The organism is Roseivirga sp. E12 (assembly GCF_017592825.1).
Taxonomy (GTDB): Bacteria; Bacteroidota; Bacteroidia; order Cytophagales; family Cyclobacteriaceae; genus Roseivirga.
The window spans coordinates 43,525-58,387 of the sequence record NZ_JAGFMD010000001.1 but is presented as its reverse complement, the minus strand read 5'-3'; the positions used below and the strand labels follow the sequence as shown (position 1 = coordinate 58,387).

Below are 14,863 nucleotides of genomic sequence, written 5' to 3'. Positions count from 1 at the left end.
GATATCAGGGTGGTTTCAAATCTATCGTCTTTCTTGAAAATTATCTCAAGAATAACATTTCTCTATACTTTAAGAGTGGCCAATCTTCGTCATCCAGAATAATCTCTAGCTTATCCACCGATTCTCTAATCACATCGAAATATTTCGCTTTGATTCTGTCACAGTATGCCTGAGCTTTTTCATGTGTTTCTTCAATTAGATTAACCTCACCTCTTTCGCCATTCATTGCCAAAATATTTGACTGAATAACTGCAACATGTTTATTCACTTTATCCAATACAGATTTCACATGAGAGTTATCCAAACCAAATTCCTTCAACCCTTTTGCATTATCCATTAGCTTGTTCTGATACTTCAATGCTGCAGGAACAACTTGAGTCATACCTAGCTCACTAATTAACCTTGCCTCAATTTGGATCTTCATAATGTAATTCTCAAGCTGGATCTCATGACGCGCATCAAGCTCAATACCTGTCATCACACCAAACTCCTCAAAAGTCGCTTTAGCCTCATCAGCCACGTAAGCGTCCAATGCTCTAACGGAATCCTTTACATTAGGCAAGCCTCTTTTCTCAGCTTCTTGAGCCCAACCATCAGAATAACCATCACCCTCAAATCGAACAGCCTTAGAAGCCTTAATATATTCTCTTAAGACATTAACAATCGCAATCTTCTTGTCCTCTCCTTTATCTACCTGAGCACTAACAGCCGCATGAAACTCTTTCAATTGCTTAGCCATGATCAGGTTCAAGACTGTCATCGGCTCGGCTACATTTTGATCCGATCCAACAGCTCTGAACTCGAATTTATTTCCAGTAAAGGCAAATGGAGATGTCCTGTTCCTATCGGTGTTATCAAGGATAATTTCAGGAATCTTATCGATACCCAATTTCATATACATGTTATCCCCCTTGTCAACTTTCAGATTACCGTTACTTTCCAGTGAGTCTAAAACAGTCGTTAATTCTGAACCTAAAAAAACAGACATGATGGCTGGAGGTGCTTCATTTGCTCCTAACCTGTGATCATTACCGGCAGAAGCAATACTTGCTCTTAATAAGCCAGCATTGTCATGTATCGCCTTCACAGTATTTACTAAGAAGGTTAAAAACTGAAGGTTTTCTCTAGCACTAGAACTCGGCTGAAATACATTCACTCCTGTAGAAGTGATCAAAGACCAGTTGTTATGCTTTCCACTACCATTTAGACCCGCAAATGGCTTTTCATGGAAGAGCACCTTAAGTGAGTGCTTTTCGGCAACACGATCCATAACATCCATCATCAGGGAGTTGTGATCTGTAGCCACGTTGATGTCTTCAAAAAGTGGTGCTACCTCAAATTGAGAAGGTGCCACTTCATTGTGACGCGTAGAAACTGGAATACCCAATTTAAGACACTCAATCTCAAAATCTTTCATATAGTTATAAACCCTACTCGGAATTGAACCGAAATAGTGATCGTCTAACTGCTGGCCTCTTGCTGGGTGATGACCAAAGACAGTTCTACCCGCCATAACTAAATCAGGTCTTGCATTGTATAAAGCTCTGTCTACCACAAAGTATTCTTGCTCGCAACCTAGAGATGCGCTTACCCTATTAACATTTCTATCGAAAAGTTGGCAAACCTTAGTAGCTACCTTGTCAACTGCCTCGACAGCCTTCAACAATGGCGCTTTGTAATCAAGTGCTTCTCCGGTATATGAAACGAAGATTGTCGGGATACAAAGGGTACGTCCCCAAATGAAGATTGGCGAACTTGGGTCCCAAGCAGTATAACCACGTGCTTCAAAAGTCGAACGGATACCACCATTCGGAAAAGAAGATGCATCAGGTTCTTGTTGAATCAATGCTGAACCTTTTAAAACCTCTACTCCTTTATGAGCATCAAAGAATGAATCGTGCTTTTCAGCAGTAGAACCAGTCAATGGTTGAAACCAGTGCGTATAGTGAGTAACTCCTTTAGATAAAGCCCAAGTTTTGACTGCAGATGCTATTTCATTAGCAGTGTCTACATCAATTTTTCTGCCTTTATCTATTGCACTTTGTACCTTTTTAAAAGTATCTGGCGCAAGGGCAGAACGCATCTTGTCCTTATTGAAAACATCATCGGCATAGAAGTCCGATATTTTGTTCGAAGGCGCAATAACTCTGTCTGTGGTCCTATTTTGGACTACATTTAATGCGCGTTGGCGTTGATTCGACATGTCTTGTTGATTATTTGGGTTAAATTTGAGTTCAAAATTAACAGTTTTACGTAATTCACATCGAAATCACTTCAATTTTATTCCCGAAAATTAAGATTTTACAACAAATCCACTCAAAACACCCCTCATTTAAATCCAATACGTTGAGAAACTCAATATTTGGGATAAGAATGGGTTTCGAACCTGATCATGGGTAAAAGCATGTTTTTTACTAGCTTTGCGCCTTGTTAGAACAGAAATGAAAAAAGTAGCCTTCTATACCCTCGGTTGTAAACTGAATTTTTCTGAAACCTCTACCATTGCGAGAGGTTTCGAGGAGAAGGGCTATGCAAAAGTTCCTTTTTCAGATACTCCAGACATTTTCATCATCAACACGTGTAGCGTTACCGAAAATGCCGACAAGAAGTGTAAGAAAATTGTCAAGGAAGCTCAAAAGATTAACCCTGACGGGTATGTAGCCATTATTGGATGCTATGCTCAGTTAAAGCCGAAAGAAATCTCTGAGATAAAAGGAGTGGATGCCGTTTTGGGTGCTGCCGAAAAATTTAGGCTTTTAGAATTACTTGATGGCTTCGTGAAAACGCCTGAAGCCAAAGTATTGGCATCGGAAGTCAAAGAGGCCAAAGCCTTTAACAACGCTTACTCTATCAATGATCGCACAAGAACCTTCCTCAAGGTTCAAGACGGATGTAACTACCATTGTGCATTCTGTACCATACCTCTTGCTCGAGGCAAGAGTCGAAGTGACACCATTGACAACATCATTCAATCCGCTAAAGAGATTGCTAACACTGATGTTAAAGAAGTAGTACTAACAGGAGTCAACATTGGAGATTTTGGGATCGTAGACGGCAAACGTGAAGAACGTTTCGTTGACTTGGTGAAATCTATTGATCAAGTTGAGGGTATTGACAGAATTCGTATCTCCTCGATTGAACCAAACCTGTTGACAAACGAAATCATTGATTATACAAGTCACTCCAATCGTTTCGTGCCTCACTTCCATATACCATTACAGTCAGGTAGCAATAAAGTCCTGCGTGTGATGCGTAGAAGGTATTTGCGTGAGCTTTACGAAGATAGAGTAAACAAAATCAAGCAGTTAATGCCTGATTGCTGCATTGGTGTCGATGTAATTGTTGGTTTTCCAGGAGAGAGCCATGATGACTTCTTGGAGACTTATAACTTCTTAAATGAGCTACCTATCTCCTATCTTCATGTGTTTAGCTATTCCGAAAGAGCCAATACTACAGCTGCCGAAATGGGTGATGTAGTTCCTTTGAAAGAAAGGCAAGAACGTTCGAAAATGCTTCGCATACTTTCTGAAAAGAAAAGACGTCAGTTTTATGAATCTCAATTAGGCACCACCAGAACTGTTCTGTTTGAAAATGACATCGAAGACGACATGATGCATGGCTTCACTGAGAACTATGTGCGCGTATCTGCAAAATACGATCCACTGCTGATTAATGAATTGAAAGAAGTGACTCTGCGGTCCATCAATGAAAATGGAACTGTGGATGTTCAGGAACCGGAAATGGTTTTAGAAACGCATTAGACTTTAATTTTCGAAATTTCTAAACACCACTCCATCATTCGTTTCTAAAATCGACTCTGCTCATCTGGATATTCTAGCATAGTAGATATTACTACTTAGTAAGAATAGCAAGGTCACTCAACTTTAATATAGTGAGGAGTACCAACCCCGATTAACCTTGTCTAATTCCTCTCATTCAGAATCTTGAACAGAGGGCTCTATTTCCGCGATTAACTAGGTATACCTAGATATTAAAATTATGAATGGAGCAGGATTTATGTTAGCTGCGATCAAGAGCCTTCGTTCTAATCGCGCATTATTGAGAAAAAGCACTGGTGCCTTTAACATCAAAGAGCACAATGCATTCAAAGGCAAGCCGATCAGTGCTTATCGGAAGTATAGTTTCAAAAAAGCGACACCGGCTTATATGAGAAAGCTCAGAGCCAAACTACGTGCCGAGCGAAAGGCCCGAAAGATCAAAATGACAGTGGCATTTATGTTCTCAATTACCCTTGTGATTAGCCTTCTTTTTCTTCTTTAAAAGTGGGTCAAAATGGCTAATTGATAGTTTTACTATTATATCAGTAAGTTTTACTTTAAAAATGGCAACAAATCGCTCTCTATTGCGTAAAAACAAATAGAAATTAAATTTAAAGTTATGGGAGCAATTACGTCAACAGGGGCATTTAGTACTCACAATTCGAACCAATCTCTTCTCAATACGAGAAGGAATAAATCGTTTTTGCACAAAGGGTCTGTGAAGCGCTTTGAACACTCAAATTTGGAGTTGAAGCAATCAAATATTTCACCGTCAAGAGCGGCAAAGTTCAAAGCTTGGTTAAGAAAGGATATAGCTCAAGAAAGAAAAATAGATATACTGATTTTAATAGTATCAGTGCTAATAGTAAAGATAGGCCTCATGGCCATCGCATAGTGGATTAATCAAAATTCTATTAGATATAAAGGGAGGCCAAAAGCCTCCCTTCTTTGAATCGGGAACCTAATCTACTTTAATCCCCTCTTGATTATCAAATCTGGCCATTACGGCCCATCCTCCGAAATTCTCTGTAACAGCAACCCACAATTCATTTTTACCCTTTTTCAGAGGCAAATAGACCTCATCGAAATACCCCATAGTACCTAAAAAGCGATAATCTCTAGAAGTGAACCTATCATTACCTCCAGCCAGTATTTTGTCGTTCAGGTAAACTCTAACACGGTCACTAAAACCGTAAGTCAGCTTCCTCACTTGCTCTTTGTCAGAGGTGATAATCACCTTGGCAAAGGTTGTATTGTTTTGAGCATTGATTTTTGCAAAGCGAGCCAAATTGGCGTATCCAGGAAATTCTGAATCAATGTTCTCCCAAGTCAGTCCTTGCTTTTGATCTCTCCCAAGTTGAAAAACACCATCAACCTTCTTTTCCGGAAAACTATTTGAAACTTGCCAAGACCTTATAACACCTTCTTCTAAATCTGGCATGGGCGTTCGCTTACTTTTGAGCACCGGATTGCCAACCTTAGTGATTTTAAGGTCAGCAACATGAAATGGAGAAGGCCCTCCACCGTTAAACCCGATACTTCCGGAAGCGGGATCTCTTTTAAGCTCTGCTATATAAAGTGCGGGTTGCTCCATATCATTGATATAAACCTCAGCCTCGCTATTTACAATCACCAGTTTGATATGATTCCAAGCATTCATCTTGTAAGTCACTGGCGCTGCATATCTTGAGCCATAGTACAGCTGCCAACCCGTTAGTCCATTGAAAACCGGAGTATACTGATTTGCATCTGGGTTTCCTGATTGGTGTGGACGAATATAGAACTCCTCGAAGTTCCCAGCATCTTGAATCCTGAACCTTACCCCTGGGAAGCCTCTTCTTTCGGTAACAAAAATATCATACTCGATAATTCCATTTAAAAATTCAACCTCTGTCTTAAGGTTAGCCCTGCTTCTAAACAGATAGAGACTTTGCTTTCCCTCGAATGTCTCGAACACATGACCTGCTCCTGTCACATCCCATAATTCGGGGCTCATTTTATATTCTTGTGCGACTGAAAGTGATGAAAGAGTCAAGCATATTAAAAGCGTAATTTGAAAACGTTGTTGCATAATCTTATTAATGGTTTCTCTCTCTAGACGAGTATCACTCTCCATCGACTAAAAAATCTCCGTGCAACTCTGTTCAAAGCTGTGCAACCTAATTCACGTATCTTCAGTACTTACATTTGTTATCATCTATGAATAGAGAGTTACTCAAATATTGTCTAAGAAGGATTGAGAAGAAGTTAGGCTGGATTTCCAATGATTTATGGCAAAACCAAGACTTTGATCTACTGAGCGATCGAATCTTTGATGAGACCGGAGTCAAATTAAGTGTCACTACCTTAAAGCGGGTGTGGGGAAAAGTCAACTATTCGAGTGAACCGAGTATTTCTACTCTTAATGCTCTAGCCAAATTCATAGGCTATGATAATTGGAGCGACCTGAAAAATAGTGAACAGTTTTCGGCAGCTCCTAAACCGAAATCTAAACCATCGATCAACTTAAGACCCGTTGTCATTCTTATAGCACTTGCTTTGACTACAGTAGCCATTGTCAGTTTTTCACAACGCTCTAAGCCTATTGATTTATCACAAGTGAAATTCGGAGCTGAACCAGTGACTTTGGGATTACCCAACTCAGTAGTTTTTACCTATGACTTTGGAGACAATGAAGTCGAAGAGGCTACAATCCAACAATCATGGAACGAAAAGCTAACTTTTAGCATAGACCCCAATAAAGAAGCTGCCACAGGCATATACTATTACCCTGGTTACTTCAAAGCCAAGCTCCTTGCAAACAATCGTATTCTCAAAGAGCAAGACCTACACATTCGCACTGATGGTTGGATGGCAACAATTAACCATTCTGACTCCCCTAGGTATTTATACAACCATGAGTTATCGACAAATGGTCGTATTCGTCTTACCGAGGGCTTATTAAAAGAAATTCATGATGAAGACAGTGAATCTGTTGACTTATTGACCTATCACTTTTTTGATGATTTCGAAAGCACAGCTAGCGATGACTTTGTTTTTGAAACACGCTTTAGAAACACGTACAAAAAGAGTAATGGCATCTGCCAACGCGTACAAGTGCTTGTCCATGCAAAAGATGGCGTGTTTCTGACGCCATTTTCCATTCCCGGCTGCACTAGCGACTTATATCTTATTACCTCGGGTGAATCTCACTCGGGAAAAGAAAACGACCTCTCTTCTTTTGGAATAGAAGCTACTCAATGGAATGACTTCCGGCTTGAAGTATCTAAGGGAATGGCTCATTACTTACTTAATCAAGAGCTGATCTTTACCCAACCATATGAAACCAACATTGGAGATATAGTTGGCTTCAAATTTCGCTTTGAAGGTGCCGGAGAGCTCGATTACGCCAAGCTCTCGAATAACCAGAAAACTATCTTCTTTGAAGACTTTAATTGAAGGGTCTTAAACAGAAAAGGCCCACCAAATGGTGGGCCTTTTCTGTTTGCTTATTATGTTCTGAATGTTATTTCTTATCTGACAATGGGTTTTTATTCTTCTCAGCACCCATGAATATCGAATTAAATATCATTCGATAAGTTCCTCTCGATTGTCCTCTAAATTGTGGTCTAAAGGCAAACATTACTAAATCTCCAGAGCCACGCTTTACATGAACCATAGCGGATGTATTGGCCAAGTGAGTCTCCTCTCCTAGTGCCCATCCACTCATTAAAATATCTTCTCCTGCGTATTTGGACACCTCCATAACTCCAGCAGCATTCTCATCAATCTTAAAAGCGCGGCTTTGGTTAAATGAAGCAGATACCTGAGATGGCATTCCTAACCCAAGTCTGTTCTTGTTGTCTACATCCATTCGTACCAGAGAACCAGGGATGAAGAAGTCATTCGGCTTGATACCTGCAGTTACATTCTTTACTGGCAATTTGAACTGCTGGATCGCAAAATCACTGGCTTTATCATAAAAGATAATAGTCCCGCCCGCAGTCGCATAGGCGTCTAAGGCAGCAACACCTTCTTTACCAATTCCTCCCACAAACTTTTCAGGAGCTCTTCTGGCCGAATTACCGTTCATGATTCCAGCTGGTCTCTGATCAGGGAAAAGGATAGCCGTATACTGACTCAAGTTTCCGCTTTGAATATCCTCATTATGAAGTGTATCTAGGTCAAACTCAAATTGCTCGAGCATCCATCGACTCCAACCTTCATCCATATTGGCTTGCCAAGATTTATAGATTCCAATTTTAACCTTTCTCAACTCGTTATAATTTGCCGTAGGCCTTTTCGTAATACCAGAAAAATCTAGTCCCAAGTCATTACTCAATTCCTTCACCTTATCGTTCAAACCGCGCTTTGACCTAATTAAAAACGAACCCGCTTCAATACCATCTTGATCGGTGGTGAACTGACTTACAGTATACCCTGCTTTTTGAAGTCTGTTTATCGCAGTTGCACTTTGATTATCCTTGTTAGAAAGCACATAACCATAGCGGGCGTTACCTGATACAGTGCCTGCGTCAGGAGTCATCTTCTCATTTATTGGATCAACCTTCGCTACAAAATCCTCCTCGATTCTATCAACGGAAACACCCATCTGAATTGGAAGTGTCCAACCCGCTAAATCATAAGGAGGCTGCGGTGGCCCACCTGGATACAAAAACTGGTCAGGGTATTCCTGAACCTCCATTAAATCCGCCAAGAAAGGCCTGAATGATTGAGCACCATAAAATATGATTGAACCGGCCTCATAGTTTTTGCCATTGACGCTAAAAGTCTCTGTTGCCCTATGAGCCTTCAGTCCACCCTGCATCAAAACATTCGTTAAGTTGATCGCCTCAGAAGGATTGTACTGATCTTTTGGAATCACATAGGCGAAAGCTCCTTTTCCATTAGCATTGGTAATTGCATCTCGACCCATGCTATAGATGTTGTATAAAAATTCATCCTTTTTATCAGCCGCCAAGTCAAGAATCGCCATTGAAGCGGTTATCATATATTCAACGGCATCTCTGAATTTAACCTCTCCGCCTTCGAACGGATAAGGATAGAAAATCTCGGAACCATCAGAAGGCAAACCTCTTATGTTTTCTGGCTTCCTCTCAGGATCATAATTTGTTGGAGTAGGTGTTGGCTGCGCTACCTCAGTTAAAATACCGATCTGATTGTGATAATAGGGAGCTGTTCTCATTCCTCCGTTCCAGAACATACTAAAACCTACATTGGCGATCACACCTGGTTTCTTCTCCATTGCAAATCGTTGTGCCATGGCGGTTCCAACAAGATTTACCGAAGTAGTTATTCCTGGGTGTATCTGAGGATTAACAGGACTACGGAAAGGAGGCAAGAAAATCATCGCCCATCTTGGTGCTGTTTGGTGATGATTGTGTACGATCTGAGGATACCACTCATTGTACAGGACATTGGTGATTACTTTAGTTTCCTGCATGTTATTCATAAACCAGTCACGGTTATTATCATGACCGACATATTTCTGGTATAACACCGGAGGCCCTGAACTCTCGAATGGAGTTCCCAAGGTCTTTCTATACCAATCAACTACAATGTCTACACCATCAGGATTAATTACTGGCACGACTAAGCTGATGACCTCGTCTCTAATCTTTTTCATTTCATCCGACTCTTCGGAAGCTATCTTCCACATCAACTCAGATGTCATTTGAGCGTGAGCACGCTCAGTAGCGTGCATACCACCATCAAACCAGACAATGGCCTTTCCCTCTTTGGAAAGCCTTCTGGCCTCCTCTTCTGTAATTTCGGCACGGGAAAGCTTTTCAGAAATCTCTTTCCATTTATCCAGTTGCTTCATGTTTTCCTTACTGGATATGAAAACAAGTTTGATCGGCCGGCCCATGGAGGATTTTCCAATTTCGATCATTTGAACACGATCTGTTGAGGCCGCCAGCTTATCGTAATACGCTAGCATTTGATCATAATCGGCCAACTTATAGTCAGCACCTACTTCATGACCGAAAGTTTCTCGAGGGTGTGGTATTTGAGCGTAAGCATTAAAGCCTATCACTAAGAAAAGAACCACCAATAGTCGGATTGAATATTTCATCTTTGTTAAATCAGGTTTGCCTGAATATAAGGATTAAGAAGAAGCTTTGACGACTGTTTTTATACAGCCTGATAATTGTTAAAACAAGCGGGTGATTTTGGTGGGTTTTCTTTACTTTAGTCAACTAATTCAGGCCCAAAATCAACAAATCTATCTAAGTACTTATGTATCTGATATTTGATACTGAAACCACCGGTTTACCCCAGAATTACAATGCCCCCCTTACTGATTTTGATAATTGGCCTCGATTGGTTCAACTGGCCTGGCAACTGCATGAACCTAACGGTAAGTTAGTCACTGCACAGAACCTGATTGTAAAACCAGAAGGCTTTACTATCCCCTATAACTCAGCACAAATACATGGTATTAGTACCGAAAGAGCACTTGCTGAAGGACATGATCTTAAGGAAGTTTTAGCCCTATTCAAGGAAGACATTCAAAGAGCCACATCGGGGATTGGTCATAATATTGAGTTTGATTACAACATCGTAGGCTCAGAATACCTAAGAGCTGAACTCGAAAATGAATTAGAAGAGCTTGAACCACTCGACACCAAGTTAGTATCCACTGATTTTTGTGCGATTCCTGGCGGACGTGGTGGTCAGTTTAAGTGGCCCACCCTTACCGAGTTACACACCAAACTCTTTGGTGTACCCTTTGCAGATGCGCACGATGCGGCATATGATGTAGATGCTACTGCAAGGTGCTTCTTTGGCTTGATTAAGGAGAGTGTTGTTCCGCATGACCCCTCTTTAAAACTAAACGAGGTTGTCTATGAAGCACCAAAACTGGATGCCGCTAATTTCGCGCAAGAGAAAGAAAAGGGTTCAGATACTGGTAAGTCAAAAGTTGATACACAGGCACTTTCCGCATTAGAAGATGTCCCCTTCTCTCACCTACATGTACACTCGCAGTTCTCCATACTTCAAGCTGTATCTGAGATCAACGGAATAGTCAATACTGCCAAAGAACTGGGCATGCCAGCTGTGGCATTGACAGACCATGGTAATATGATGGGCGCCTTCCAGTTTGTAAGTGCTGCCTTAGCCAATGACATTAAGCCCATAGTTGGTTGCGAATTCAACATATGTGCTGACCGAACAAATAAGAAAGTTCAAGACAATGGGGCTCAGACCGTGATTCTGGCCAAAAACAAGAATGGTTATCACAACCTCGTCAAGCTTTCTTCCATTGCCTTTACCGAAGGATTCTATTACGTCCCTAGAATTGATAGGAATGACCTGATCAAATACAAAGAAGACCTAATAGTAACAACAGGTGGCTTGTGGGGAGAAGTGCCATTTAAACTCCTGAATGTTGGCGAAACGCAAGCAGAAGAAGCCTTTGTCTGGTGGAAAGAGCAGTTTGGAGATGACTTCTATGCCGAAATAAACCGCCATGGCCTTCCAGAAGAGGAACATGTCAACAAAATCCTTCTGCAATACTGCGAGAAGTATAATGTCAAACCGATTGCTGCCAATAACACCTATTACACAAGGAAAGAGCAGTCAGAAGCACATGATGTTCTCCTATGTGTTAAAGATGCCGAGTCAATAAACAAGCCCAAGAAATACATTGGTAAGCGTGGTAGGGAATTCAGGTATGGCTTCCCGAATGATGAATTCTATATGAAATCTTCTGAAGAGATGAAAAAGCTCTTCTCTGATATTCCGGAAGCCATTGCCAATACCAATGAGGTTGTTGAGAAAGTAGAAGCCTACAAACTAGCGAGAGAGGTTTTACTACCAAAATTTGAAATTCCTGATGAGTTTATTCATCCGGAAGACGACCAGGACGGAGGAAAACGAGGTGAGAATGCTTACCTGAGACACCTCACTTATGAAGGTGCCAAAAGACGTTATGGTGAGATCACTGATGAAATCACCGAGAGACTAGACTTTGAGTTAGCTACAATTGAAAACACTGGGTATCCCGGTTACTTCCTGATTGTCCAGGATTTTACCAACAAAGCAACCGAAATGGGTGTCTCTGTTGGTCCGGGACGGGGCTCTGCCGCTGGATCAGTTGTGGCCTACTGTATTAACATTACTAATGTAGACCCTATCAAGTACGACCTCCTTTTTGAGCGTTTCCTGAATCCAGATAGGGTATCACTTCCCGATATTGATATTGACTTTGATGATGAAGGTCGTCAAAAGGTGATTGACTATGTAATCGAGAAATACGGCAAAAATCAGGTAGCCCAGATCATTACCTATGGTACTATGGCCGCTAAGTCATCCATCAGGGATACGGCTAGGGTTATGGAATTACCACTTCCGGATGCCGATCGTGTCGCCAAACTCGTTCCGGACATCAAACTTGCCAAGTTATTCTCACTAAGCGAACCAGAGCTCAAGGCAAAAATCAGATCTGAACAAATTCCGCTCGCCAATGAATTAAAGAACATTGCCAAAGGAAATACTGCCGAAGGAAGAGTAGTAAACCAAGCGAGAGTTTTGGAAGGCTCTGTTCGTAATACAGGAATTCATGCCTGTGGAGTAATCATCACGCCAGATGACATTACCAACTTTGCACCTGTTGCAACGGCAAAAGACTCAGACATGTGGTGCACACAGTTTGACAATGCCGTTGTTGAAGATGCAGGTCTGTTGAAAATGGACTTCTTGGGACTGAAGACCTTGACCTTAATCAAGGACGCTGTCAAGAATGTCAAAGAAAAGCATGATGTTGATCTTGTTCCAGATGACTTTCCACTAGATGACACCAAGACCTACGAATTATTCCAGCGTGGTGAGACTGTAGGTATTTTCCAATATGAATCTGCTGGTATGCAGAAGTATATGAAGGAACTCAAACCTACAGAGTTTGCAGACCTCATTGCTATGAACGCTCTCTACCGCCCAGGACCATTGGAATACATTCCTTCATTTATCCGCAGGAAACATGGTGACGAGCCTATCTCCTATGACTTGGAGGATATGGAAGAGTACCTGGCAGAGACTTATGGTATCACTGTGTACCAAGAGCAAGTGATGCTGCTCTCACAAAAGCTCGCTGACTTTACCAAGGGTGAAGCTGATGTCCTGCGTAAGGCCATGGGTAAGAAACAGCGTCAGGTGCTAGATAAGATGAAGCCGAAGTTTGTCGACCAGGCCAAAGCCAAAGGGCATGCCGAAGACAAACTCGAAAAGATTTGGCGTGACTGGGAAGCCTTCGCATCCTATGCCTTTAACAAGTCACACTCGACTTGCTATGCATACATTGCCTTCCAAACTGCTTACTTAAAAGCTCATTACCCTGCAGAGTATATGGCCTCTGTATTGAGTAACAACATGAACGACATTAAGCAGGTAACCTTCTTTATGGAAGAATGCCAGCGCATGGGTGTTCCAGTCCTTGGACCAGATGTCAATGAATCTAATTACAAGTTTACAGTAAATGCCAAGGGGGAAATCCGTTTTGGTATGGGTGCTGTAAAAGGTGCAGGTGAAGCCGCAATCGAAGAGATTATTAATATTAGAAAAGAAGAAGGCCCTTATCCGAACGTATTCGAGTTCGCTGAGCGCATCAACTTGAGAACGGTAAATAAGAGAAACTTCGAATCCCTGGCACAGGCAGGAGGCTTCGATTGTTTTGAACAGTATCACCGCAAGCAATACCTCTGGGCTCCTGAAGGTGAGCAAACACTAATTGAAAAGGTGATTCGCTATGCCAATGCCAAACAGGCTGAAAAGGATGCTGCCCAAGTGTCGCTTTTTGGTGGAGACAGCAATGTAGCAACACCTCTACCAAGTGTAGCTGACATGGAGCCTTTTAGCCAGATGGAAAAGTTGAAGCGAGAGAAGGAAATTGTCGGTTTCTACATTTCAGGGCACCCATTGGATCAATTTGAAATAGAACTGGAAAGCTTCTGCAAACCAATCAATGACATCAATAAATTCCCGAATCAGGAGATCTCCATTGGCGGTATTGTCAACAGCATTAGGAATGGTCAAACCAAAAATGGCAAGCCCTATGGAGTGGTCAGTGTTGAAGACTACAATGGTTCTGTTGAGCTATTCCTGATGGGCGAAAAGTACATCAACCATGCGCAATACTTAAGGCCTGGCGAATTCCTATTTATTACTGGTCGTGTTGAGATTAACTGGCGCAAGCAAAAAGAGATTAGGGAAAACCCAAGCATCAACCCAACGCCAGAAGACTGGGAACTACAGACTTTTGCCATTTCGCTTCTGAGCGAGTTGAGGGAGAAGCGTGGAAAGGGCATCCACATTAAGTTAGATGCTAAGATGGTCGATCAAGAATTGATTGAAAACATCATGAAGCTGACAGATGAACATCAAGGAACTACTGACCTAAAAGTCGAGCTTGTAGACAGGTCCGAAAACCTTACTGTTGAGCTTTTTGCAAGAAAAATGAAGATCGATCCAAACAATGAATTGATCAAAGGGTTGAAGCAATACACCGATGGTGCACATTTGATTACGGCATAAATCAGATTGTAATTTGTTCCGTTATTCGTTCGGAACTTTTTAATTACTTTTGATGTCATTGCAGTGAATTAGAAAAAATAACAAAGCATAAATAATAGAGATAATGGCGAACGCATTAGAAATTAACGAGAGCAACTTCGAAGAATTAGTGTTGAACTCTGATAAACCAGTATTAGTTGACTTTTGGGCAGCTTGGTGTGGTCCTTGTAGAATGGTGGGTCCTGTAGTGGAAGAAATAGCTGGTGAGTATAGCGAAACAGCAGTAGTTGGAAAAGTTGATGTTGATGCCAACCAAGACATCTCTATCAAATACGGAATCAGATCTATCCCTGCCCTGCTTTACTTCAAAGGTGGCGAGGTTGTAGATAGCGTAATCGGTGCTGTACCGAAGAACGTATTGACAAATAAATTAGACGAGGCTATCGGAGCAGAAGCTTAAGCAATAGCATTATCTAATTCAAAACATTGAAAGCCCTGACGAGAGTTGGGGCTTTTTTAGGTTTAGAAGTCAACAAAACCTAGCCCCCCATCACCGAACTATAGGCTGGTAA

General features: G+C 41.5%; 8 protein-coding genes. 5 read left to right on the top strand and 3 right to left on the bottom strand.

Annotated elements, in window-relative coordinates:
• Window positions 1-40: 40 nt before the first annotated feature.
• The gene (locus J4E76_RS00270; RefSeq protein ID WP_208500405.1) at window positions 41-2,203 is read right to left on the bottom strand and encodes a glutamine synthetase III; all 2,163 of its coding nucleotides are present in this window, start codon (window positions 2,201-2,203) and stop codon (window positions 41-43) included.
• Between the two features lie 238 nt (window positions 2,204-2,441).
• Here J4E76_RS00270 and mtaB point away from each other — a divergent pair, with 238 nt between their 5' ends.
• Both mtaB and J4E76_RS00260 read left to right on the top strand, forming a co-directional pair.
• Entirely contained in the window at window positions 2,442-3,761 is a 1,320-nt protein-coding gene (gene mtaB, locus J4E76_RS00265; protein ID WP_208500404.1) for a tRNA (N(6)-L-threonylcarbamoyladenosine(37)-C(2))-methylthiotransferase MtaB, read from the top strand.
• 238 nt (window positions 3,762-3,999) lie between these two features.
• Window positions 4,000-4,281 carry a hypothetical protein gene (locus J4E76_RS00260; RefSeq protein WP_208500403.1) on the top strand — a complete coding sequence of 94 codons (282 nt, stop codon included), beginning with the start codon at window positions 4,000-4,002 and terminating at the stop codon, window positions 4,279-4,281.
• 459 nt (window positions 4,282-4,740) lie between these two features.
• Here J4E76_RS00260 and J4E76_RS00255 read toward each other — a convergent pair whose 3' ends face one another.
• A complete protein-coding gene (locus J4E76_RS00255; protein WP_208500402.1) occupies window positions 4,741-5,775 on the bottom strand; it encodes a hypothetical protein in 1,035 nt (344 codons plus the stop codon).
• A gap of 203 nt (window positions 5,776-5,978) precedes the next feature.
• On the opposite strand from J4E76_RS00255, the gene J4E76_RS00250 reads away from it, so the two are divergent.
• The gene (locus J4E76_RS00250; RefSeq protein WP_208500401.1) at window positions 5,979-7,217 is read left to right on the top strand and encodes a hypothetical protein; all 1,239 of its coding nucleotides are present in this window, start codon (window positions 5,979-5,981) and stop codon (window positions 7,215-7,217) included.
• 67 nt (window positions 7,218-7,284) lie between these two features.
• On the opposite strand, the gene J4E76_RS00245 is transcribed toward J4E76_RS00250, so the two are convergent.
• The gene (locus tag J4E76_RS00245) at window positions 7,285-9,855 is read right to left on the bottom strand and encodes a M14 metallopeptidase family protein (RefSeq protein WP_208500400.1); all 2,571 of its coding nucleotides are present in this window, start codon (window positions 9,853-9,855) and stop codon (window positions 7,285-7,287) included.
• A gap of 164 nt (window positions 9,856-10,019) precedes the next feature.
• On the opposite strand from J4E76_RS00245, the gene dnaE reads away from it, so the two are divergent.
• Together dnaE and trxA are read left to right on the top strand one after the other, a co-directional pair.
• The gene (gene dnaE / locus J4E76_RS00240) at window positions 10,020-14,312 is read left to right on the top strand and encodes a DNA polymerase III subunit alpha (protein WP_208500398.1); all 4,293 of its coding nucleotides are present in this window, start codon (window positions 10,020-10,022) and stop codon (window positions 14,310-14,312) included.
• Window positions 14,313-14,415: 103 nt separating this feature from the next.
• The gene (gene trxA, locus J4E76_RS00235) at window positions 14,416-14,751 is read left to right on the top strand and encodes a thioredoxin (RefSeq protein WP_208500397.1); all 336 of its coding nucleotides are present in this window, start codon (window positions 14,416-14,418) and stop codon (window positions 14,749-14,751) included.
• The last annotated feature ends 112 nt before the right edge of the window (window positions 14,752-14,863 follow it).

What these genes read in the sequence shown, in the direction of transcription:
- J4E76_RS00270 (WP_208500405.1), bottom strand. Translation starts at nt 2,203, where the DNA reads ATGTCGAATCAACGCCAACGCGCATTAAATGTAGTCCAAAATAGGACC.
- J4E76_RS00260 (WP_208500403.1), top strand. Translation starts at nt 4,000, where the DNA reads ATGAATGGAGCAGGATTTATGTTAGCTGCGATCAAGAGCCTTCGTTCT.
- trxA (WP_208500397.1), top strand. Translation starts at nt 14,416, where the DNA reads ATGGCGAACGCATTAGAAATTAACGAGAGCAACTTCGAAGAATTAGTG.
- mtaB (WP_208500404.1), top strand. Translation starts at nt 2,442, where the DNA reads ATGAAAAAAGTAGCCTTCTATACCCTCGGTTGTAAACTGAATTTTTCT.
- J4E76_RS00250 (WP_208500401.1), top strand. Translation starts at nt 5,979, where the DNA reads ATGAATAGAGAGTTACTCAAATATTGTCTAAGAAGGATTGAGAAGAAG.
- J4E76_RS00245 (WP_208500400.1), bottom strand. Translation starts at nt 9,855, where the DNA reads ATGAAATATTCAATCCGACTATTGGTGGTTCTTTTCTTAGTGATAGGC.
- dnaE (WP_208500398.1), top strand. Translation starts at nt 10,020, where the DNA reads ATGTATCTGATATTTGATACTGAAACCACCGGTTTACCCCAGAATTAC.
- J4E76_RS00255 (WP_208500402.1), bottom strand. Translation starts at nt 5,775, where the DNA reads ATGAGCCCCGAATTATGGGATGTGACAGGAGCAGGTCATGTGTTCGAG.